The organism is Aequorivita todarodis (assembly GCF_028561335.1).
Lineage (GTDB): Bacteria > Bacteroidota > Bacteroidia > Flavobacteriales > Flavobacteriaceae > Aequorivita > Aequorivita todarodis.
The window spans coordinates 168237-191813 of sequence record NZ_JAQQTG010000002.1 but is presented as its reverse complement, the minus strand read 5'-3'; the positions used below and the strand labels follow the sequence as shown (position 1 = coordinate 191813).

Here is a 23577-nt window from a genome sequence, read left to right as displayed (position 1 = left end):
TTAAAAAACCTTCCATTTTTCAGTATCTTTAAACTTCAAAAAAAGATACTATGCCTCGTATTGCTACTATTCTCTTTATTGCCATTTGTTTTGTGGGATGTAAAAATTCTTTGGAAAAAGATAAACACGCTTCTTCCGAAAAATTATTTTCTTCAAATTCAGAAGAAAAAAACGCCGCGTCCGCCGAATGGAGGAAAAAATATCCTTTCGATCTACTATTTATGCAGCGCGCCTACCCCAGTGGCGAAATAAATACTTCGGCATATTCCGAAGCAATCCAATGGAAAAGGCAGGCTGCAAACAGAAATACGGCCACTGAAATATGGCAATTCAGCGGTCCGTTGAATATTGGCGGACGTATTACCGATATTGAAATCCCTTCTTCCCAACCCGAGGTTTACTACGTTGGCGCTGCTTCCGGCGGAATTTTTAAGACCGTAAACGGCGGAAATGATTGGGCGCCCATTTTTGATGACCAGCAAATGCTTTCCATAGGCGATATTGAAATTTCAAAAAACAACAACAATTTAATTTACGCAGGCACTGGCGAAGTGAACGCCGGCGGCGGCTCCTTGGTTTATGACGGCGATGGAATCCATAAAAGCACAGATGGCGGAACCACGTGGCAATCTAAAGGGTTGCCGGATATAGGCAGCGTCGGAAAAATTGTTTTGGACCCAAATGATGACAATACAGTTTTTGTGGGCGCGATGGGGCCATTGTTCAGAAATAGTGGCAATCGCGGGGTTTATAAATCCACAAACGGCGGCGATAGTTGGCAGCAGGTTTTGGCCGTGAGCGATTCCACAGGAATTGTGGATATGGCAATTCACCCTACAAACGGAAACATTGTGTATGCGGCCAGTTGGGAACGAATTCGAAGACCAAATAGAAGACAGTACGGCGGAATAACTTCCGGGATTTACAGGACTACCGACGGTGGTGCCAATTGGACGGAACTAATGAATGGCTTGCCAAGCCTCGCTTCCCAAAAAGGAAGGATTGGTATCGATATTTCACAATCAAACCCCAATGTGCTTTATGCACGCTATGCCAACGCCAATGGAAATATCCAAGGGGTTTATAAAACCACAAATGGGGGCGATTCTTGGACGGCTGTTAATTCCAGCCAATTGACCGATGTTGGGTTTCACTGGTGGTTCGGCGGCATCTTTATTGACCCGACCGATGAAGACGTGCTCTATAATGTAGATTTTGAAGTACAAAAATCGACCAATGGCGGTAACAGTTGGAGCAGCGTTTTTACGAACGCACACGTGGACCAGCACGCAATGGCTTTCAATGCCTCAGCTTCCAATGAGGTTTTATTGGGAAATGACGGCGGCCTTTATTACAGCACCAATGGCGGTGCTTCCGCCACCAAAGATTTAAAACTGCCAATAACACAATTCAACAGAATGTATGTGGATGCGCAAAACGAAAATAAAATCTATGCAGGCGCGCAGGACAATAGCACGAGCCGCACACAAACTGGAGGATTGAGTGATTGGAACATCATTTACGGCGGCGACGGTTTTCAGCCTTTGGTTGACCCTACGAATACCAACGTTATTTATGCACTGTATCAATATGGTTCCTTGGGGAAATCAACCAATAATGGGAGTTCTTTTTCCAATGCTACAAACGGAATATCCAGCGGCGACCGAAAAAATTGGGACACTCCCATTGCATTCGACCCCAATAACTCCCAAATTCTTTATTTTGGCGCAAATAGGCTTTATAAAACCACAAATGCGGCGGGCAATTGGAGCGCTATCAGTCCCGATTTAACCGATGGGCCGCACACTGGAAACTTGACTTTTGGAACGATTACCACTATTAGCGTTTCTCAATTTAACAGTCAAGTTATTTACGTTGGAACCGATGACGGCAAAGCTTGGGTAACCCAAGATGGGGGTACAACTTGGACAGAAATTTCAACGGGAATTCCAAATCGCTGGGTAACGAAAATTTTGGCTTCAAAGGAAAACGCAAATACGGTATATTTAACGCTTTCGGGCTATCGTTTTGGGGAAGATGTTGGGCACGTTTACAAAAGCATCGATTTCGGGAATACCTGGGTGGATATATCAACCAGTTTACCGGACATTCCCGTGAACGACATTGAGCAGGACAGTTTCGGAAATCTTTTTATTGGAACGGACGTAGGCGTTTTGGCCTCAAATGATGAAGGTGTAAACTGGAATGTGTTGGGTGAAAATATGCCTTCCGCAGTGGTTTCCGATTTGTTCATTCACGAAAACTCGCAGTTTTTATTTGCCGCAACTTATGGCCGTTCCACCTATAAAATTGATATTTCCGGAAATATTTTGGATACCGATGAAAATTTGTTCGCTTCGGAAGTGAAAGTGTTTCCAAATCCCGCTTCCGAAATGGTAACGATTTCCCTAAAAAATGCTTCGGAAAAGGCTTCTCTACTGGTTTATGATGTTATGGGAAAAATGGTAAAACAATTAAATTTTCAAAATAATAAAGAAATTCGTTTTTCAGTTGAAAGTTTACAGGCGGGCGTTTATTATTTAAAAATTTCTGATAAAACGAAACAGACCACAAAAAAATTGATAGTGAAGTAACTGCTTTTTATTATTAGGTTTCATGAATCACAATTAACGCCTAACGCTTAACACTTAACACCTAACGCCTAACGCTTAACACTTAACGCTTAACATTTAATGCTTAACGCCTAACTCTTTTCTCCATTAACTATCCAGAAACCATAGCGTGGCTTTTCGCCCAATTGCCAATGTACCAGCGGGTGGGGCAGTCTGCGTACAAAGCAGATTTGACCGCGACCCACTTGCTCTCCAATTATCTGAAAAACCCCGAAAAAAATTTTAAAAGCGTACACGTGGCGGGCACCAACGGCAAAGGAAGCACAAGCCATATGTTGGCTTCCGTTTTTCAGGAAGCTGGTTATAAAACAGGACTTTACACTTCGCCACATTTAAAGGATTTTCGGGAGCGCATAAAAATTAATGGCGAAATGATCCCGAAGAAGTACGTTTCGGAATTTGTTGAAAACCATAAACCCTATTTTGAAAAAAACCAACTCTCTTTTTTTGAGATGACCGTGGGCTTGGCATTTGATTATTTCAGAAATGAAAAAGTTGACATCGCCATTGTTGAAGTGGGAATGGGAGGCAGATTGGACAGCACGAACATAATAACGCCGGAAGTGTCGGTGATTACAAATATAGGTTTGGACCACACGCAGTTTTTGGGCGATACTTTGGAAAAAGTAGCTTCTGAAAAGGCAGGAATTATAAAGGTAGGCATTCCTGTAATCATTGGGGAAACGTTGCGCGAAACAAAACAGGTTTTTGAAAAAATCGCTTCGGAAAAAAATGCTGAAATCCTTTTTGCCGAAACAATTGATGCATCAAGCTATGCTTCAGATTTAAAGGGCAGCTATCAGCAAAGGAATATAAAAACCGTTTTGGCGACATTAAGAATCCTTCAAAAAAAAGGCTGGAACATTTCCGAAGAAAACATACAAAACGGATTGCTGAATACAATCAAAAACACAGGATTGATGGGCCGCTGGCAGATTTTGAACGAAAATCCGAAAGTGATTTGTGATACCGCCCACAACAAAGATGGGTTGCAGTTGGTGATGGAGCAGCTTTCAAAAGAAAGTTTTAAAAAGTTGCATATTGTTTTGGGCGTAGTTAGCGACAAGGATTTGGCGTCCGTATTGCCCTTGTTTCCGAAAGAAGCAGTTTACTATTTCTGCAAACCAAACATTCCGCGCGGTTTGGATGCTTCGTTGTTGTTCTCGCAGGCGAAGGGTTTTGGATTGAATGGAGAGGAATATATTTCCGTAAAGAAAGCCTATTCAGCGGCAGTCAAAGCTGCTTTAAATGATGATTTGGTTTTTGTTGGCGGGAGTACTTTTGTAGTGGCGGAAGTTGTTTAAGTGAACAAAATATAAACCTATTATGGAATTTTTTCTCAATGTGAATTGGGAATGATGTTGTCACGCTGAGCTTGTCGAAACACATCACGGGGGTCTTCGACAAGCTCAGACTGACATTTATAACTAAATTGACCATTGAAGTCACTAAAATGTGAAGGAATGAATATATATAAAAAAATCCCGACAAATTCGTCGGGATGCTTAAAAACCGGTGGGCGATGAGAGCCTGTTCCGAATTAACTTCGGAAGGTTCGAACCCCCGACCCTCCCGAAGTTAATTCGGGATGCTCTGAACCAGCTGAGCTTTATCTACGGATTTATTAATTTCTCAATCATTTTTCTACTTTTCCATTTTTTTATCTGTCTTTCTCGTTTAGCGGCATCAGTTTTTAAGGTATAGCTTTCGAAATACTTCAACTCCCAGTCTTTCGCTTTTGAGGTAAAACCTTTGTGTTCCCAAAGATGCTCCTTCAAGCGGATGGAAATATCTTCCGTTGATCCAATATAATACCTGTCAAGTTTGGCGGAATATAGTATGTAAGTGAAATAATTCATAATAAAAAAACCGAAGCTTTCACTTCGGTTTTAAAAAAACTGGTGGGCGATGAGGGGTTCGAACCCCCGACCCCCTCGGTGTAAACGAGGTGCTCTGAACCAGCTGAGCTAATCGCCCTTCTTGTTAGCGGTTGCAAATATAAGTTACTTTTTAATTTCGCCAAACATTTATTTGAAATATTATTCAAAATGAAATATACGTTTGGTTGCTGTACCGCGATTTAAGTTTAACTTTGGCTTCATTCATCTTTTAAAACTAAAAAATCCTTGAATCCAATCTTCAAAAACATACTGGTAAACGTTGTAAAGAACCGCCGAAAAAGCAAAACGGGGGCCAAACCTTTGGAGTCTTTTGACAAAAGCGTTACAAATCTTGAAGTAGAAGTAAAACACGAGCTTACCGATTTTTTCTATCTTTTGCTCGGGGTATTGTCCGCCTCCTTTGGCCTAAAAGGATTTTTAATGCCCAATGCGTTTATAGATGGTGGTGTAACCGGTGTCTCGTTAATGATAAATGAGCTTACGGGCGTAGGACTTTCGCTTTTGTTGGTGTGCTTTAACCTTCCGTTTTTAATACTTGCCTATTTTTCGATAGGCAGGAGGTTCGCGATAAAAAGTGTAATGGGCATCCTGTTTTTGGCCATTGCCGTTGCATTAATTCCTTTCCCGCAAATCACGGATGATAAAATATTAATTGCGGCATTTGGCGGTCTGTTTTTGGGCCTTGGGATAGGGTTGGCCATTCGCGGAGGCGCCATTATTGATGGAACGGAGGTTTTGGCAATATACGTTAGCCGTAAAACAAGCCTTACCGTGGGGAACGTGATCTTGATTTTCAACGTTATTATTTTTATGACGGCGGCCTATTTTCTTTCCACAGAAATCGCGCTCTATGCGATCCTTACGTATTTTGCCGCTTCAAAAACGGTAGATTTCGTAATTGACGGCATTGAGGAATTTATGGGAATAACAATTATTTCTGAAAATAACGAAGAAATACGTCTTGCAATTATCGAAAAAATGGGCCGCGGGTGTACCATTTTTAAGGCTGAAAATGGGTTTGCAAAAGAAGGCGAAACCCGTAAATCCGTGAATGTGGTATATACTGTAATCACGCGTTTGGAAATGAGCAAGCTCAAGACCGAAATAGATAAAATAGACAGCCAGGCGTTTATCATTATGACATCGGTTAAGGATGCCAAAGGCGGAATGATAAAAAAGAAACCCATCAAAAAATTTGACAAATAAGTTTTAAATTTGATATTTGAAGGTTTGGATTAATTTGTATTTTGTTATTTGGAATTTGTATTTTGGAGCTTCAGAAAAAAGGGCCATTAACTCAGTTGGTTTAGAGTGTCACGTCGACAACGTGGAAGTCGTTGGTTCGAATCCAACATGGCCCACAATCGGAACCCGTATATTTTTTAGGGGAGGGTTGGTTCTCCCGAGGCTTCGGGGCAACATAGCCCACTTTTTTAATTCTGAATTTAGAATTATAAAATATCCAAAATCCGCTCCAAGGCCATACCACGGGAAGCTTTGATCAAGATTGTTGCATTTTTTGGTAAATTGCTTTCAATGGAAGTTTTCAATCCGTCAAAAGTTTCAAATTGTTTTATGTGGGAGGCATTGCTCCTTGTTTTAAAGAAATTGCTTCCCACCAAAAACACATTTCCAAAAGAATTTTCAGCTAAAAAATCTACGATGTTTTGGTGTTCGGTTTCGGCTTCCCTGCCCAGTTCAAACATATCGCCCAGAAACATGATTTTGTTTTCGCCCTTTGCCTGTTTGAAGTTTTCCAAAGCTGCCATCATGCTTGTTGGGTTTGCATTATAGGCGTCCATCAAAATGGTGTTTGTGCCTTTTGCAATCAGTTGCGACCGGTTGTTGGACGGAACATAACCTTCAATTCCAATTTTAATTTTTTCAGGGGAAACCTTAAAGTAAGCGCCAATAGCAATTGCGGCAGAAAGGTTTGCAAAATTATAAGCGCCCACTAAGTTGCTCTGGATCTGTTTTCCTTTGAATTGCACTAAAAGATGATGTGTGCTGTCCACCAGTTTTACATCGAAATCACTTTGGGGCGTGCCAAAGGTTATGCGGTCAATTCCCTCAGAATTGGCCAATTGCTTTGGGTCGTTTGCGTTTACAAATAGCTTTTTCTTATGTTTTTTCAGAAATTGGTAGAGCTCGGTTTTACCCTGGATCACTCCTTCAATACTTCCAAATCCTTCCAAGTGTGCTTTTCCAAAATTGGTAATGTAGCCATAGTCTGGCTCGGCTATTTCGCTCAGCATTTTTATTTCGCCCAAGTGGTTGGCCCCCATTTCTACAATTCCAAACTTCGTTTCCTTGTTCATGGCCAACAGGGTTAAGGGAACGCCAATGTGGTTGTTCAAATTTCCCAGGGTTGCAACGGTCTTAAATTTTTGGGAAAGTACCGCGTTTATAAGTTCTTTGGAAGTGGTTTTTCCGTTACTTCCCGTTAAAGAAATAATGGGAAGGCCAAGAAATTCTCTGTGAAACCGGGCCAATTGCTGCAGCGCCAGTAACACGTTTTCAACCAGAATGGTTTCCCCGGTATTTTTATGAAAAGCTTCTTCATCAACAATTACCTTTGCTGCACCTTTATCCAAGGCTTCCTGCGCAAATAGATTTCCATTGAAATTTTCCCCCCTAAGGGCAAAAAAGACACAGCCTCGTGAAATTTTGCGAGTGTCTGTACAAACCCCGCTGCTGTTTAAAAAATGTTTGTGGAGCAATGCTATATTCATAAAATAAATATACTAAAAAACCCTCCGAAGCTGTATGCCAGGAGGGCTGTTTTTCTAATTTCTAATTTCTAATTGCGTGGTCGTTTTCCTTTTTTGGATTTTGAACCAACGCGGCTCATAGCACATCTAAAACCAATATAGTCCGTTGCCATATCCTGTGGGAAATAACGTCTTTGCGCGGGGTCTAACCAATAATCCCGATCTCTCCAGGAACCTCCTTTATACACGCGAACTTCATTGTTAATCAAAGTAGTCCTGTTTGAAGATTTATCGTACTGACGATCCAGTTCTCCCAGGCTATCTGCATATACTTTTTGAATTGGCGAGTTGTACATACGGTGGGTGCCATCACTGCTTTCGTCATCTGCGAAAGATTGGTAGTATCGTGAGGAACTTTTGTCTCCATCTCTATAATCGCGGTTATCGCTTTTGGAGAAGTTTGTGCGTAAGTATGTTTCGTTTTCATCAACCGGCACTTGAAGAATTTCTCCCGGCAAGTTGCGGGCTACAATTTTTCCGTTGCTCAACGTGTCAAAAACAATAGAGTCCATAGTAACTACTTTTACTTTTCCATCTTCGCCTATGGCGTTTTTGGTGTAAACGTTTCCACGGTAATAGTTGAAGTCATTAAACTCGTCATCAACAATGGGGCGATAAACATCGGCAACCCACTCTGCAACGTTACCAGCCATATCATAAAGGCCGAAATCGTTTGGCTCATAAGATTTTACTTCAGCAGTAATATCGGCACCGTCATCACTCCAGCCTGCTATACCGCCATAATCGCCATCGCCTTGTTTAAAGTTGGCCAATTGGTCGCCGCGGGATCTTCTTTTTCCCGAGCGGGTATATTGTCCTTCCCAAGGATATTTTTTCTTTCCTCTGTAAACATTGTAGTTACGGAGCCCAACTAATCCAAGTGCGGCATACTCCCACTCTGTTTCGGTAGGAAGTCGGTAGGCCGGCAAAAGGATTCCATCTTTTCGGCCGATGTATAAGTTTGTGCTGTCTTTGCTTCTTTTGGCAATGGCTTCAGATTTTTTTCCACCACGGGTAATGGAATCGTTGCCACCGTAGGTTAATGTTGGAGCGTTTAAATAAGTTTCTGTACTGAATGTTTCGCCTGGTTTCACATCATAACGCGCATTTCGGGCTGTAATTCCTGCGCTTTCCAAGGCTGCTTCGTTAACGCGGTCTGTTCTCCAATTACTGAACTCAACAGCTTGAATCCAGCTAACTCCCACTACGGGATATTCCGAATAGGCAGGGTGGCGAAGGTAGTTGTTGGTCATTACCTCGTTAAAGCCCAAACGGTTTCTCCAAACAAGGGTATCTGGCACTGCGCCTTCATAAATTTTTCTGTAATTTTCATCGGATGGAGGGAAAACTTTCTTCAGCCAGTCTAAGTATTCAAGATACATTAGGTTGGTTACCTCTGTTTCATCCATGTAAAAAGATTGAACGTGCTGCTGGTTTGGAGAGTTGTTCCAATCGTGCATCGGGTCGTCCTGAACCCTTCCCATGGTAAACGTTCCCCCTTCAACAAACACAAGGCCTGGCCCTGTTTCCTGTTCTTTGGCTTTTGGGTCATACTGGAAACCACCTTCTTTGGCGTTCATCTTCCAGCCTGTGGCGCGGGAACTGTTTTTATAGTCTCTCGTTTTGTTGCAGCCTACAAGAAGTGAGGCCGCTATTACAGTAACAAATAGCTTTAATGCTAGGTTTTTTCTTAACATCATAGATTCAAATATGATAAAATTGGGTTCGCAATATAGTAATTAACGACAAAAACACAATAATATTTTGTTATTATTGCGCTGTGGGATTTTAAATGGTTTTATGACCAATCCCGTATGCAAACGTATTAGTTTTAAAATTATTATCCTAATATCATTTTGCTGAAAAACTTTAAAATGTTGCCCTATACTAAGTGTATATTTGAAGCGTTAATGGTACTAATGAGAAAAGCGATACTTCTTTCTGTTTTGTTTGTGATGCCTTTTTTGGGATGGGCTCAATCAAAAAGTGTAAATATATATTGGGGCGGAAGCGATACTGCTACGGAGACCTTTGGTGGTGCTAAGCCTGCCATTTCATCTAATGAGATGGCATTGGAAAGGCTGAAACTTCAACTGGACAAGAACGCTGTTCTGTACACTACTCAGTGGAAAGACGCTGCATTTGCAGACCGAAATTCATTAACCGTTACCAATGTACGTTTTGGCCCCGTAACTTCCGAGGAGCTAAAAAAAATTACCCCCGAAACACTGCCGAACAAACTGGAATACCAAATTGCCAGCACGATGGCAAGAGACGTGCTCTACACTATTTTTAGTATTTCGCCCATAATAAAAAGAAATGGAAGCTACCAAAAAGTACTTTCTTTTGATGTTAATTATAGGTATGGCCCGCAAAGCCGCAATAATCCGCCGCCGCTCACTAATTCGGTTTTAGCTACAGGACAATGGTTTAAATTTAAAGTAGAAAAGACGGGAGTTTATAAATTGGACAAAAACTTTTTGAACAGTTTAGGAATGAACTCAGACGGTATTGACCCCAGAAGTCTTAAAGTTTATGGCAATGGTGGGCAATCTTTGCCACTACTAAATAGGAATACACGTTTTTTTGATCTTCCAGAAAATGCCATACAAGTGATAGGGGAAGAAGACGGGAGCTTTGACGGAGGCGATTATATATTGTTTTACGGAACCAGTACTTATGGTTATAATAGAGATAACGACTCTAACATAAATCCGTATAGTGACGACTCCTATTATTATGTTACAGCAGGTGGCGCTCCGGGAAAACGTGTTAGGCCAATGGTGGAACCTACGGGCACTGTTGAACATAATATTAACGAGTTTGATGAATATCAATTTTACGAAAAGGACGAAATAAGTCCCACAAAATTAGGGAGAAAATGGTTTGGAAACCGTTTTGATATTGAAAGCGAACAGAGCTATACTTTTGATTTTCCAAATATAGTTGCCGGAAAACCGATGCGGTTGATAGTAAAGGCCGCTGCGGCTTCTGAAAGTGATACTTCCATGGCCATTTCCATAAACAGTACCAGTTTGGATCCGCTTAATTTTTCACGATTGGGTGAAGGCGGTTTGCTGAGCATGGACTTTCTGGATGTTGAAGTTCCTGCAAACAATGCTACAGTTAAAGTAGATTTGGCTTACAACAACGCCGGCAATCCCTCCAGTATTGGCTATCTGGACTATATCGGTATTTGGGCCGTACGACAATTGAAGGGCGCGGGAGGCCAGTTGGCTTTTCAGTATAACAATGCGACTACCTTAGCGGGGGTTGGAGAATATCAAATAAGCAACGCCACCGAGTTTTCACAGGTTTGGGATGTGACCGATTTCCAATTTATTACTTCAAAGCAAAATGAAGGCAATGCTTCGTCTTTCGCCTTTAAGCAAACGCTTGGCGAAGTACGCAAGTATGTGGCGATAAACCCAAATGATTACTATATTCCCGTAAAAATTGCCCAACCTGCGGTTCAGAACCAAGATTTAAAAGGAACTATATTTAAGGACGAATCAGGTAATTTTAAAGATATAGATTATATTATTATTACACCTCCATTTCTTATTCAACCCGCATTGCGATTGGCTCAGCATCACAAAGTACTGCAAGGGCTTAACGTAAAAGTGGTGACGACCGATAAGATTTATGAAGAGTTCAGTTCCGGAAGACAGGAAATAAGTGCCATCCGAAATTTTATTAGATACGTTTACTACAATGCTTCCACAGAATCAAAACGTATAAAGTATGTTGGCATAATGGGCGATGCTTCCATAGACTATAAGAACAGGCTCCCAAACAATAACAATAATGTCCCTACTTTCCAAACCCTGTTAGGCACAAGTATTAGTAATTCTTTTATGTCTGATGATTTCTTTGGGAATATGGACGAGAATGAAGGCACTATTGGGGGTACTAATTATGAGAATTCTAATGATCCAAGGCCACTTAATGATATTGACCGATTAGACATTGCCATGGGAAGAATTATTGCGGATAACGTTTCCTTGGCAAATGCGATGGTGGACAAAATTATAAAGTATAGCGAAAAAGCTTCCTATGGCAATTGGCGGAACAATTTTGTACTTATTTCGGATGATGTTGACAAACCGGGCGAGGATGATTTAGAGATTGAACTTGATAGACTTGGCGATACTATTTCGGCAAGAAAACCCTTCATTAATGTAAAAAAAATACACTCCGACGCTTACCAGCAACAAGCCTCTGCAGGCGGTAACCGCTATCCGGAGGTTAATGATGCCATAAAGACAGCTATCGAGGCCGGAGCCATCATTATAGATTATTTCGGTCACGGAGGGGAGGATGGTTTGGCCCACGAAGCCATTTATACCAAAGAAACGGCGCAGGAACTTAAGAACAAAGACAAACTTCCGTGCATAATAACCGTTACTTGCGAGTTCACAAAATTTGACAATCCTTTACGGATTACGGCTGGCGAGCTGACCTATCAAAATAAAGATGGCGGTGCTATTTCATTGGTAACCACTACGCGGGCAGTATTTATCAATGATGGAATAGCTTTAAACAAAAAATTGGGGAATCAACTATTCGGTTATGACGTTGAAACGCCTAGTCCTCCTGCTGAAGGACTAAGAGTTGCAAAAAATATAACGGGTACTTCTTTAAGACGGGTTATATTCTTTATTGGCGACCCTGCAATGCCGCTCGCCTTTCCAAAACAAAGTATTCGCTTAACAAAATTGAACGACGTGCCAATTGCGCAAGCCACAGATACGTTGAAGGCATTGAGCAAAATAAAACTTGAAGGCGAAGTGGTAAATGCCACGGGAACATTAATGGCAGACTACAACGGGGTTCTTGAGGCTAAAATTTTCGACAAAAACGTAATGCGCCGAACCTTGGACAACGACAATCACAATATCTTTATGGATTTCACGACTTTGGGCGAAGGTCTTTTCAATGGCCAAGCAACCATTGCCAACGGTGTTTTTGAATTTGAGTTCGTCGTGCCGCGTGATATACAGATACCTGTGGGCAAGGGCAGGGTGAGCATGTATGCAAAAAGAACCAATGCGCTGGAAGACCAAACAGGGGTAAACCTTGAATTAAATGTAGGTGGGCTTAATGAAAATGCCCCCGAGGACAACGAAGGGCCATTGATCAGGCTTTTTATGAATGACGAAAGTTTTGTTTCTGGCGGAATTACCGACGATTCCCCAATCCTGCTTGCCAAGCTGGAAGATCCGAACGGGATAAATACCGCCAGTGGCATTGGCCACGATATTGTCGCAATTTTGGATGGCGACGAATCCAATCCGTTTGTTTTGAATGAATTTTACCAAGCCGAAGTGGACGATTATACAAAAGGAAAAACCCATTATAAATTCCGCGATTTGGAAGACGGCCTGCATACGCTCACGCTGAAAGCTTGGGATGTCTATAACAATTCCTCCACCGCCGAAATACAGTTTATTGTAGCGGGCAGCGGAAAACTTGAGATTTCCCGGGTGCTAAATTACCCAAACCCCTTTGTGAACTATACCGAGTTTTGGTTCAACCACAACAGACCCGATGAAACCTTGGACGTGCAAGTACAGGTGTTTACCATTACCGGAAAAGTGGTCTGGACCAAAAACGCCACCCTACCGCCGTCGGGCAGTTATTTATGCCGCGATATAACCTGGGACGGCCGCGACGATTTTGGCGACCGTATCGGAAAAGGGGTATATGTATATAAGATAACCGTAAGATCTGCGTTAACCAATCAGCGGGTTGAAAAATTTGAGAAACTCGTCATCCTTTAAAAATTAAAATTATATTTGCTCAAAATTAACTTTTATGAAGAAATTACTTATTCCAATTTTGATAGGCTTTGTTGCTTTTCAGGCACATTCCCAAGAAACCATAATAGTTCCAAATAGCGATGACTCCAGGGTTATTACTACTGGAGTGCCATTTATTCTCATAGGTGCCGATCCACGTTCGGGGGGTATGGGTGATATAGGGGTTACTACTTCTGCGGATGCCTTTTCGCAACAATGGAACCCGGCAAAATATGCTTTTTCATTGTCAAAACAGGGCGTTGGGGTAACTTACACGCCTTACTTAAGCAAATTGGTAAACGATATATTCTTAGGAAACCTTACCTATTACAACCGATTGAATGAGCGTAGTGCGGTTGCTGCAAGTTTTCGTTATTTCAGCAATGGCGATATAGAGCTTCGCGAAACGGCAGAGCAAGAGCCACTTTTAGTAAAGCCAAACGAACTCATGTTTGACGTCTCCTATTCACTTCGATTAAGCGAGCGTTTTTCCATGGCCGTCGCTGGTAGGTATATTAGATCTGACCTAAAATTACAGAGCGACCCAAGAAGTGATGCCACTGCTGCCAATACTTTCGCAGTGGATGTGGCAGGTTATTACCAAAGTGAGGAAATTCCTTATAACGATTTTGACGGACGCTGGAGAATGGGATTCAACATTTCAAACATCGGTCCAAAACTAAAATATGACGAAGTAGGCTCTGAAAGCTTCTTGCCTACTAATCTTGCCCTGGGAGGTGGTTTTGATTTCATACTTGACGAATACAACAAAATAGGTGTTTCGGCAGAAGTCAATAAATTATTGGTGCCAACTCCTCCAATACGAGGAACTGAATTCATCGATGAAAATGGAAATGGTACCTATGAAAACGGTATTGACACAAAAATAACCGACCAAGCCATATATGAGGGTAAGGAAAATGATGTAACTTTTATTAAAGGAATGTTTCAATCCTTCGGTGATGCGCCAGGCGGCTTTAGTGAAGAGCTAAAGGAATTCACTTGGGCTCTGGGTGCTGAATATTGGTACCAAGACGTTTTTGCCTTTAGAGGAGGTTACTTTAACGAAAGCGATGATAAAGGAGGAAGAAAATTTGCTACTATTGGAGCCGGTTTCCGCTATACCGCAATCAACATTGACATTTCATATTTGTTCTCTACCTCTAAATTGGCAAACAGCCCACTGGACGGAACCCTTCGTTTTGGCCTGACCTTCAATTTTGGCGATACGTACGACGAATATTAGAAAAAGAGTTTAAAAGTTTAAAAGTTTAGATGTGAAGACAAACAAAATTGTTTTCTTTTTACTCAATTTCTTTCTGCGGGTAGGCTCATAAACGCTTAAACTCCTAAACCTATAAACAAAAAATTGAAAAAACAAAAAATTGAAATTCAGTTGGAAGTTTTTGAAACCGTTTCAGAGCTACCAAAAGACATTCAAGAATTAATGAATAAGGCGCAGCAAGCACGTGAAAATGCTTATGCGCCTTATTCGCGTTTTAGGGTCGGGGCGGCGCTCCGGCTTGCTTCGGGAGAAATCGTTTTGGGCAGCAACCAGGAAAATGCCGCTTTTCCGTCGGGACTTTGTGCCGAAAGGGTTGCCGTTTTCAGCGCGGGCGCCAATTTTCCGAACGAAACGATAACCGACCTCGCCATTACCGTGCGCGCCGAAAGCCACGAAGTTACTGAGGCCATTGCCCCCTGTGGCGCCTGCAGACAGTCGTTGGCAGAGTATGAGCAAAAACAGAAATCGCCCATCAACATCTACTTTACGGGCGAAACTGGCGAGATTATTAAAGTGGCTTCGGTTATGGATTTACTGCCGTTGGGGTTTGATGCGAAATACCTTTGAAAAGCCCCCCAGCTCCCGAAGGGGGAGCTTTTGATGCCCTAAATCTTGTTTTGGAACTATACGATTCTTAATAAAAAAATTCCAAATTCCAAATTCCAAATTCCAAATCCCATCCCGATAGCGATCGGGACCCAAATCCCGAATTTGAGATTTCTTTGGCCCCGAAACTTCGATAGGAACATGAATTTTGTAATTTCTTTGGTATTTGGAATTTTGAATTTGGTGCTTTCCCTTTTAAAGTACTACTTTTGTTATCCGCTCAATAAAATTACTAATGAAGAAAATCACCAAAAAAACGTATCTGGATTGGTACGAGAACATGCTCTTTTGGCGCAAGTTTGAAGATAAACTGGCGCAAGTATATATCAATCAAAAAGTAAGGGGCTTTTTACACCTTTACAACGGCCAGGAAGCCGTATTGGCAGGGGCGCTCCACGCCATGGACCTTTCTAAGGACAGGATGATTACCGCCTACCGAAACCACGTACAGCCTATCGGGATGGGCACCGACCCCAAGAAAGTAATGGCCGAATTGTACGGCAAGGGCACCGGCACATCGCAGGGTCTGGGAGGTTCCATGCACATTTTTGATAAGAAAAACCGATTTTATGGCGGCCACGGCATTGTGGGCGGCCAGATTCCGCTTGGAGCAGGTTTGGCCTTTGCCGATAAATATTTTGAAAGGGATTCGGTTACCCTAACCTATATGGGCGATGGCGCCGTGCGCCAGGGTTCGCTGCACGAAACTTTTAACCTCGCCATGCTTTGGAAACTTCCGGTGGTTTTTTGCTGTGAAAACAACGGATACGCCATGGGAACTTCCGTAGCGCGAACCGCCAACCATACCGACATTTGGAAACTCGGACTTGGCTATGAAATGCCCTGCAAACCTGTGGACGGAATGAAGCCCGAAGTGGTAGCCAAGGAAATGGACGAAGCAATCAAACGCGCCCGTCGCGGCGATGGCCCTACCTTCTTGGAATTGCGTACCTATCGCTATAGAGGCCATTCCATGAGCGATGCCCAGCATTACCGCACCAAAGAGGAAGTTGCCAAAAAGCAGGAAGAAGACCCGATTACCTACGTGCTTCACCAGATTTATGAAAATAAGTGGGCGACGGAAGCCGAGATAAAAAAGATTGACCAAAGAGTGAAGGATTTGGTGGACGAATGCGAAAAGTTCGCGGAAGATTCGCCGTACCCAGAAAAGAACGTAATGTTCGATGCTGTTTATGAGCAAGAGGATTACCCGTTTTTATCCGATAAATTATAAGAAAAGTTAAGCATTGAACAGCAGGTATTATTTGAGAATCGATGGTTTAAATTCTTTTTAAAACAGCAATCTAAAATCTAATATCTCAAATCTAAAATCTACATAAAAGAAATGGCAGAAGTAATAAACATGCCGCGTTTGAGCGACACCATGGAAGAAGGTACGGTGGCCACCTGGCTTAAAAAGGTAGGCGACACTGTAAAGGAAGGCGATATTCTTGCTGAGATTGAAACCGATAAAGCGACGATGGAGTTCGAGTCTTTTTATGAGGGCACGCTGCTCCACATAGGAATCAAGGAAGGCGAAACCGCTCCCGTGGATTCCCTTTTGGCTATCATTGGAAAAAAGGACGAGGATATTTCAGATTTGATTGATGGGAAGGCTTCCGATACGAAATCGAAAGATGACGATTCCAAAGAAGAAGAAAAGTCTTCTGAGAAAAAGGAGGATAAAGAGAAAGATGGGAAAGATGATGCTTCCGAAAAGGATTCAAAAGAAAAGGATTCTGAGAAAAAAAATGACAGCGAAGAAGGAGATTCCGGTCTTCACGGGAATGTTCCCGAAGGCGTTGAGGTTATAACCATGCCAAGATTGAGTGATACCATGACCGAAGGTACCGTTGCCACTTGGCTTAAAAAGGAAGGCGATAAGGTGGAAGAAGGCGATATTTTAGCTGAAATAGAAACCGATAAGGCCACTATGGAATTTGAATCGTTCTATTCCGGAACGCTTTTAAAGATTGGCGTGGGCGAAGGCGAATCGGCGCCGGTTGATGCCTTGCTCGCTATCATCGGCCCCAAGGGTACGGATGTTTCCGGTGTTGCTGAAAACTTCAAAAAAGAAAAAAAATCTTCCGATTCCGAAGAAAAATCGTCTGAAGAAAAAACTTCAAAGGAAGCTAAAAAAGAAGAAAAAGAAACTTCCGAAAAATCTTCAAAAAAGGAAGAAAAGGAAACTTCTTCTGAAAAGAAATCGGAAACCTCAGCAGCTTCAAACGAAGGCCGCATTTTTGCGTCGCCATTGGCCAAAAGATTGGCGGAGGAAAAGGGCATCAACTTGCGCCAAGTGCGCGGAAGCGGCGAGAACGGCCGTATCGTGAAAAGCGATATTGAAAACTACCAGCCTGCAGCTGGCGGCGGACAAGCATACGTTCCCGTGGGTACGGAAAGTTTTGAGGAAGTGAAGAACAGCCAAATGCGGAAGACCATTGCCAAACGTTTGGCAGAATCTAAGTTTACCGCCCCCGAATATTATCTGACCGTGGAACTGGATATGGACCACGCCATTGCGGCGCGCGAGGCCATAAATGCCGACCCGGATGTAAAGATTTCTTTCAACGATATGATTATAAAGGCCTGTGCGATGGCGCTCCGAAAGCATCCGCAGGTAAACAGTCAGTGGACGCCAGAGGTTACCAAAATAGCCAAGCACATCCACATAGGCGTGGCCGTGGCCGTTGATGAAGGGTTGCTGGTTCCTGTTTTGAAATTTGCGGACCAAATGACTTTTTCACAAATTGGCGCACAGGTAAGGGAGCTTGCCGGAAAGGCGCGCAACAAAAAAATTACGCCACAGGAAATGGAAGGCAGTACGTTTACGGTTTCCAACTTGGGAATGTTCGGGATTACTGAATTTACCTCAATTATAAACCAACCAAATTCGGCTATTTTATCGGTGGGGACAATCGTTCAAAAACCGGTTGTGAAAAACGGACAAATTGTAGTAGGCAACACGATGAACGTTACTTTGGCTTGCGATCACCGCACAATTGACGGTGCAACAGGAGCTAAATTTATGCAAACAGTAAAACAGTATATTGAGAATCCCGTGACGATGTTCGTGTAAATTATTCCTTCGGTAGGCGCGCGATTAATCGCGCGCCTACTTATATACAAAACCATGAAAAACATAATAATCACAGGAACTTCCCGCGGCATCGGTTTTGAAATGGTCAAACTTTTTGCCGTAGCCGGCCACAACGTTTTGGCACTTTCTCGTAATTCAAGACCCGTTTCAGATTTAAAACTGAAGAATGTTACGGCCTTGGAATTCGATATTGCCGATGAATCTGAAATCGTAAAACTTTCGGCATACCTTCAAACCGGGATGAAATCTGTGGATGTGTTAATAAACAACGCCGGGTTTTTGGTGAACAAACCTTTTTCCGAAATCACTTCCGAAGAATTTAAAAGATGCTACGACGTAAACGTTTTTGGCGTGGCTTCCTTGATAAAAACGGTACTTCCCTTTATGAAGAAAGAGGGCCATGTGGTGAGTATCAGCAGTATGGGCGGGGTGCAGGGCAGCGTGAAATTTCCCGGCCTGAGCGCTTACAGCAGCAGCAAGGGCGCGGTAATAACCTTAACCGAATTGCTTGCCGAGGAATACAAGGAAACCGGCCCATCCTTCAACGTTTTGGCTTTGGGCTCGGTGCAGACCGAAATGCTCGAAGAAGCTTTCCCGGGTTTTGCCGCTCCACTTTCCGCAGCAGAAATGGCCCAATATATTATGGGTTTTTCCCTTACGGGGAATAAGTTTTACAACGGAAAAATATTGCAGGTTTCCAGTACTACGCCTTGATTTATGACGGAAATTTTAGAGAAATACATACCCCAAGCATCCGTTGCCGCTGTTTTTGAAATGATAAAATCCCATAAGGTGCATCTGAAAATAGTCAACGAGCGTGTAACAAGGCACGGCGATTATCGGAAAATGGCAAACGGCCAGCACCAAATTACCGTAAACGCTACCTTGAACAAATACCGTTTTTTAATTACGTTAGTGCACGAAATAGCCCATTTGGAAGCCTTTACAAAATACGGTCGGCTCATAAAGCCGCACGGTTTGGAGTGGAAGCGCACCTTTCAGCTTTTGATGCTGCCTTTTTTGCGGCCAGAGGTTTTCCCAAACCAGCTACTGCCTTTGCTTGCGCGCCATTTCAAAAACCCGAAAGCCTCCAGCGATACCGATGCGGCATTGGCTTTGGCGCTAAAACAATTCGACCCAGAGAACGATAAAAACTATATCTTTGAGATTCCCTTTGGGGGGCATTTCAGATTGTACAACGGCAAAATTTTTAAGCGCGGCAAACAGCGCGTAAAACGTTTTGAATGTTTGGAAGTTGCCACGGGAAGAACGTATCTTTTCAATCCGAATGCGGAGGTGGAATTTTTGAGTCGATGAGTTTATAAGTTTAAAAGTTTAGGTGTTTAAATTAAAAACTATCTTTAGTACCGGCGCTAAACTTATAAACGCTAAACATTTAAACTTTTTTGAATGAACAAAGATTATTTTGCAGTAATTATGGCAGGTGGTATCGGGTCGCGGTTTTGGCCCGTGAGCACGCGCGAATTTCCAAAGCAATTTCACGATATGCTTGGCACGGGGCAAACGCTGCTGCAAAAAACGTTCTCAAGGCTCAACAAGATTATCCCTTCGGAAAATATCTATATTCTTACCAATGAATCCTATCTGGAAATTACGCTGAAGCAATTGCCGGGAATTTCGGAAAAACAGGTAGTCCTGGAGCCCGCAATGCGAAATACCGCCCCCTGTATTTTGCTTTCCGCCTTAAAAATAAGAAAGAAAAACCCCAACGCCCTGATGCTCGTTGCCCCCAGCGACCATTGGATTGAAAATGAGGACGCCTTCGCAAGAGATATTCAAGCGTGTTTTGATGCTGCACAACGTGAAAATATTTTATTGACCCTGGGTATCGAACCTACTTTTCCGAATACAGGGTATGGCTATATTGAAAGCGATAAAAACGATGACTCGGAAATTAAAAAAGTGAAACAATTCCGCGAAAAACCCGATTATGAAACGGCAAAACAGTTTCTTGCCGACGGAAATTTTCTGTGGAACGCAGGTATCTTCATTTGGAGCGTGCAGGGCATTGTTTCGGCTTTTGAAAGGCATTTGACCGCAATGAGTTCACTGTTTTCAAAGGGGATTCCTGTTTTGAATACTTCCGAAGAAAAACAATTTATTGAAGAAAATTATTCCGAGGCAGAAAATATTTCCATAGATTTTGGAATACTGGAAAAGGCGGACAATGTTTTTATGAAAAGGGCCACCTTTGATTGGAACGATTTGGGCACTTGGGGCGCGCTTCACGATAAATTGAAAAAAGACGAAAGCGGCAATTCCGTTGTAAATGCTGAAACAATTCTGAAAAATTCCAAAAACAATATGGTCTTTACCGATTCAAAAAAACTCGTTGTCTTGGATGGAGTTGAAGATTATATTATAGTGGACAAAGAAGAGGTACTGTTATTATTTCCGAAGCGGAAAGAGCAGGAAATAAAGGAGCTTTTGAAAGAGGTTTCAATTAAATTTGGAAAAAAATATTTGTAGATGGAGAATACGGAGAATAAAAATGATATAAAGATAACCCCAAACGAAGAGGAATTTGATCAGGTAAAGCTCAACACTTGGGAGAGCATCAAAAAATTCTTGGTAGAGCTTTTTGATATCCAAACCGATTCCGACCGCGATGCCACGATTGAAGCGGTAAAAAAGGATATTTCCTTTAAGGGGCATACGGCTTGGATCCTTATTTTCTCCATATTCGTTGCATCTATCGGGTTAAACGTTAGTAGCACCGCCGTGGTGATTGGAGCGATGCTTATTTCGCCATTGATGGGCCCGATTGTGGGGGTTGGACTTTCCGTTGCCATCAACGATGTTGATACTTTGAAACGGTCCATGATGAACCTGGGCGTAATGGTTTTTCTGAGCGTACTCACGGCTTTTCTGTATTTTAAACTTTCGCCGCTAACGGAAGAGACCCCAGAACTTATAGCAAGGACCTATCCTACAATTTTGGATGTTTTGATAGCTATTTTTGGCGGTTTGGGACTGATTGTGGCAAAAACAAAGAGTGGCACTATTGCGAGTGTTATTTTTGGGGTGGCAATTGCCACTGCCTTAATGCCGCCTTTGTGTACTGTGGGCTATGGTTTGGCTGTTGGCAATGCTTCCTATGCAGGGGGTGCGTTGTATTTATTTAGCATTAATGCGGTTTTTATTGCGCTTTCCACATTTATCGTTTCAAAAATATTGCGTTTTCCTCTGGTGCGCTATGCCAATAGCAAAAGACGAAGACGGACTGCCCAAATTGCTTCCTTAATTGCTATTGCCGTTATTGTGCCAAGCATTTGGTTGTTTGTTAAATTATTGGACCAACAGGTTTTTGAGAATAAGACCAAAGAATTTGTAAAGAACATCATTAAATATGAAGGTGCGGAAGTAGTGAAATTCACGCAAGACTATAAATCTAAAAACATAGATGTTTACTTAATTGGGCGTCCCGTTCCACAGAATAAGATAAACGAATGGCTTTCAGAACTGGAGAAAACAGAGAAGCTGGAGCAAACACATTTGCGAATATACCAAGGTGCAGACCAAAGTGGTGAAATATCTGCCAAGCTTTCAGGTGAAATTAAGGCTGGCATACTCGAAGATCTCTATGTCAAGAATGAAAAATTGATTCAGAACAAGGACGAAAAGATTCGTTTTTTGGAAAATGAAATCGCCTTGATGAAAGTTCAAAATGTTCCTTTCAAGGAGTTGAGTGAAGAACTGAAAATTAATTATGAAGGTGTTGAAACTTTCAGTTATTCCAATAAAATTACCACAAACTTTCAAAAAACCGATACGCTTCCAGTTATAAACATCCGCTGGAAAAAGAACGTGCCTTCCCGGGAGCGAAGAGCCGACTTGAAGAAAATTGAAGCTTGGCTTAAATTTAAATTGAAACTGGATACCCTTCAGGTTTCGGAATATCCTTAAGGATTACCCTTCCTTTAATTGGACATCGCGAATTTTCTTGAAAAGATCGGAAGAATACACAAAGTTGGTCACGTCTTCGTTATCGGTCTTGAAGATTTCCTGATTGGTGCCTTGCCAAACAAGTTTTCCGTCCTTCAGCAAGACCACCTTTTCGCCTATTTCCATCACCGAGTTCATATCGTGCGTTACTACAACGGTGGTGATATCATATTCATGGGTAATTTCTTGGATCAGGGTATCTATCAAGGTTGCCGTCTTTGGGTCGAGACCGGAGTTGGGCTCGTCGCAAAACAGAAACTTTGGTTTGTTCACGATAGCCCGTGCAATGGAAACCCTCTTTTGCATTCCCCCGGAGATTTCTGCGGGAAATTTTTTGTTCACGTTTTCAAGGTTAACGCGTTTCAAAACTTCGTTTACCCTTGCAAGCATATCGGCTTTTTTCTGTTTGGTGAACATGCGCAAAGGGAACATCACATTTTCTTCAATATTCATGGAATCGAAAAGTGCTCCGCCTTGGAAAAGCATCCCAATTTCCTCGCGTAGCTTGCGTTGCTGCTCATCATCCATATCCTGGATGGCCTTGTCTTCATAATAAATTCTTCCTTGCTCAGGTTTAAAGAGTCCGAGAAGGCATTTTAGTAAAACGGTTTTCCCACTACCACTTTGACCGATGATAAGGTTTGTTTTTCCCTTGTCGAATTCCGTGGTTATCCCTTTTAGAATTTTCTCGTCACCAAAACTTTTATGTACGTCTTCTACCTTTATCATCAGCTCAGCATTAACTGGGTTATAACATAATTGGCCGCAATAATAAGCACACTGGTCCATACAAAGGAATTGGTACTCGCCTTCCCAACTTCCAGCGCGCCGCCCTTCATATAAAAACCTTGCCAAGAAGGCACGGTGGCAAGGATAAATGCAAATACGGTGGTTTTAAAAAACGCATAAAATAGTTGATATGGAATAAAATCTTCCTGGAGCCCGGCAATAAAATCGGAAGAGCTGGTAAAACCTCCATACACTCCGGCAACCCAGCCTCCCAAAATTCCTAAAAACATGGAAAGAATAATTACGAAGGGATAGAACATCAAGGCAACAATTTTTGGAAAAACCAAATAGTTCAACGAATTGATCCCCATTACCTCCAGGGCGTCAATCTGTTCCGTTACCCGCATAGACCCTATACTTGAGGTGATAAAAGACCCTACCTTACCCGCCATAATTATGGACATGAAAGTAGGCGCAAATTCCAGAATAACCGACTGGCGTGTGGCAAAACCTATCAAGCTGTCCGGAATGATGGGATTGTCCATGTTCAAGGCCGTTTGTATGGCCACAACCCCGCCCACAAAAAAGGAGATAAAGGAAACAATGGCCAGGGAGCTTATAATAAGGTCGTTGATATCCTTAAAAATAAGATGCCTTAAAACAGATGTTTTGGTAAAACTGCCAAACACCCTCTTAATCATCAAAAAATAGGAACCAATATCTTCTAAATACTTCATAAAACAGATAGCTTGGGCTAAAGTACTAAAATTAGATCATTGTATTTT

Annotated in this window: 17 protein-coding genes and 2 tRNA genes; 13 read left to right on the top strand and 6 right to left on the bottom strand. The window is 42.3% G+C overall.

Annotated features, from left to right (window positions below; translation table 11 throughout):
* Window positions 1-50: 50 nt before the first annotated feature.
* Both POV26_RS01205 and POV26_RS01200 read left to right on the top strand, forming a co-directional pair.
* The gene (locus POV26_RS01205; protein ID WP_272854667.1) at window positions 51-2594 is read left to right on the top strand and encodes a T9SS type A sorting domain-containing protein; all 2544 of its coding nucleotides are present in this window, start codon (window positions 51-53) and stop codon (window positions 2592-2594) included.
* A gap of 125 nt (window positions 2595-2719) precedes the next feature.
* The gene (locus tag POV26_RS01200; RefSeq protein ID WP_272854697.1) at window positions 2720-3937 is read left to right on the top strand and encodes a bifunctional folylpolyglutamate synthase/dihydrofolate synthase; all 1218 of its coding nucleotides are present in this window, start codon (window positions 2720-2722) and stop codon (window positions 3935-3937) included.
* Between the two features lie 309 nt (window positions 3938-4246).
* Here POV26_RS01200 and POV26_RS01195 read toward each other — a convergent pair whose 3' ends face one another.
* The gene (locus POV26_RS01195; protein ID WP_272854666.1) at window positions 4247-4492 is read right to left on the bottom strand and encodes a GIY-YIG nuclease family protein; all 246 of its coding nucleotides are present in this window, start codon (window positions 4490-4492) and stop codon (window positions 4247-4249) included.
* 40 nt (window positions 4493-4532) lie between these two features.
* Window positions 4533-4610: transfer RNA gene (locus POV26_RS01190), tRNA-Val, on the bottom strand.
* Window positions 4611-4759: 149 nt separating this feature from the next.
* Here POV26_RS01190 and POV26_RS01185 point away from each other — a divergent pair.
* Complete coding sequence (locus POV26_RS01185; RefSeq protein WP_272854665.1) at window positions 4760-5740, top strand: YitT family protein; 981 nt, start codon at window positions 4760-4762, stop codon at window positions 5738-5740.
* 80 nt (window positions 5741-5820) lie between these two features.
* A tRNA-Val gene (locus tag POV26_RS01180) sits at window positions 5821-5895 on the top strand.
* Between the two features lie 90 nt (window positions 5896-5985).
* On the opposite strand, the gene POV26_RS01175 is transcribed toward POV26_RS01180, so the two are convergent.
* Window positions 5986-7266, bottom strand: coding sequence for a UDP-N-acetylmuramoyl-tripeptide--D-alanyl-D-alanine ligase (locus tag POV26_RS01175; protein WP_272854664.1), 1281 nt, complete (start codon window positions 7264-7266; stop codon window positions 5986-5988).
* 68 nt (window positions 7267-7334) lie between these two features.
* Entirely contained in the window at window positions 7335-9002 is a 1668-nt protein-coding gene (gldJ, locus tag POV26_RS01170) for a gliding motility lipoprotein GldJ (protein WP_419179999.1), read from the bottom strand.
* Window positions 9003-9224: 222 nt separating this feature from the next.
* Here gldJ and porU point away from each other — a divergent pair, with 222 nt between their 5' ends.
* The 9 genes from porU (at window position 9225) to POV26_RS01125 (ending at window position 22024) form a co-directional block, all read left to right on the top strand.
* Window positions 9225-13088 carry a type IX secretion system sortase PorU gene (porU, locus tag POV26_RS01165; RefSeq protein ID WP_272854662.1) on the top strand — a complete coding sequence of 1288 codons (3864 nt, stop codon included), beginning with the start codon at window positions 9225-9227 and terminating at the stop codon, window positions 13086-13088.
* Between the two features lie 34 nt (window positions 13089-13122).
* Window positions 13123-14352 carry a type IX secretion system outer membrane channel protein PorV gene (porV, locus tag POV26_RS01160; protein ID WP_272854661.1) on the top strand — a complete coding sequence of 410 codons (1230 nt, stop codon included), beginning with the start codon at window positions 13123-13125 and terminating at the stop codon, window positions 14350-14352.
* Window positions 14353-14475: 123 nt separating this feature from the next.
* Window positions 14476-14958, top strand: a complete 483-nt coding sequence (gene cdd / locus POV26_RS01155) for a cytidine deaminase (protein ID WP_272854660.1) — start codon at window positions 14476-14478, stop codon at window positions 14956-14958.
* Between the two features lie 274 nt (window positions 14959-15232).
* Window positions 15233-16231 (top strand): pyruvate dehydrogenase (acetyl-transferring) E1 component subunit alpha, encoded by a 999-nt coding sequence (gene pdhA / locus POV26_RS01150; RefSeq protein WP_272854659.1) that lies wholly within the window; start codon window positions 15233-15235, stop codon window positions 16229-16231.
* Window positions 16232-16342: 111 nt separating this feature from the next.
* Complete coding sequence (locus POV26_RS01145) at window positions 16343-18076, top strand: pyruvate dehydrogenase complex dihydrolipoamide acetyltransferase (protein WP_272854658.1); 1734 nt, start codon at window positions 16343-16345, stop codon at window positions 18074-18076.
* Between the two features lie 54 nt (window positions 18077-18130).
* A complete protein-coding gene (locus tag POV26_RS01140) occupies window positions 18131-18811 on the top strand; it encodes an SDR family NAD(P)-dependent oxidoreductase (RefSeq protein WP_272854657.1) in 681 nt (226 codons plus the stop codon).
* Between the two features lie 3 nt (window positions 18812-18814).
* Window positions 18815-19414 (top strand): SprT-like domain-containing protein, encoded by a 600-nt coding sequence (locus tag POV26_RS01135; protein WP_272854656.1) that lies wholly within the window; start codon window positions 18815-18817, stop codon window positions 19412-19414.
* Window positions 19415-19507: 93 nt separating this feature from the next.
* A complete protein-coding gene (locus tag POV26_RS01130; RefSeq protein ID WP_272854655.1) occupies window positions 19508-20587 on the top strand; it encodes a mannose-1-phosphate guanylyltransferase in 1080 nt (359 codons plus the stop codon).
* Complete coding sequence (locus POV26_RS01125) at window positions 20588-22024, top strand: DUF389 domain-containing protein (RefSeq protein ID WP_272854654.1); 1437 nt, start codon at window positions 20588-20590, stop codon at window positions 22022-22024.
* A gap of 3 nt (window positions 22025-22027) precedes the next feature.
* On the opposite strand, the gene POV26_RS01120 is transcribed toward POV26_RS01125, so the two are convergent.
* Both POV26_RS01120 and POV26_RS01115 read right to left on the bottom strand, forming a co-directional pair.
* Window positions 22028-22792, bottom strand: coding sequence for an ABC transporter ATP-binding protein (locus POV26_RS01120; RefSeq protein ID WP_272854653.1), 765 nt, complete (start codon window positions 22790-22792; stop codon window positions 22028-22030).
* Complete coding sequence (locus POV26_RS01115; protein ID WP_272854652.1) at window positions 22792-23529, bottom strand: MlaE family ABC transporter permease; 738 nt, start codon at window positions 23527-23529, stop codon at window positions 22792-22794. Before POV26_RS01115 ends, POV26_RS01120 begins: the two co-directional genes overlap by 1 nt.
* Window positions 23530-23577: the final 48 nt, after the last annotated feature.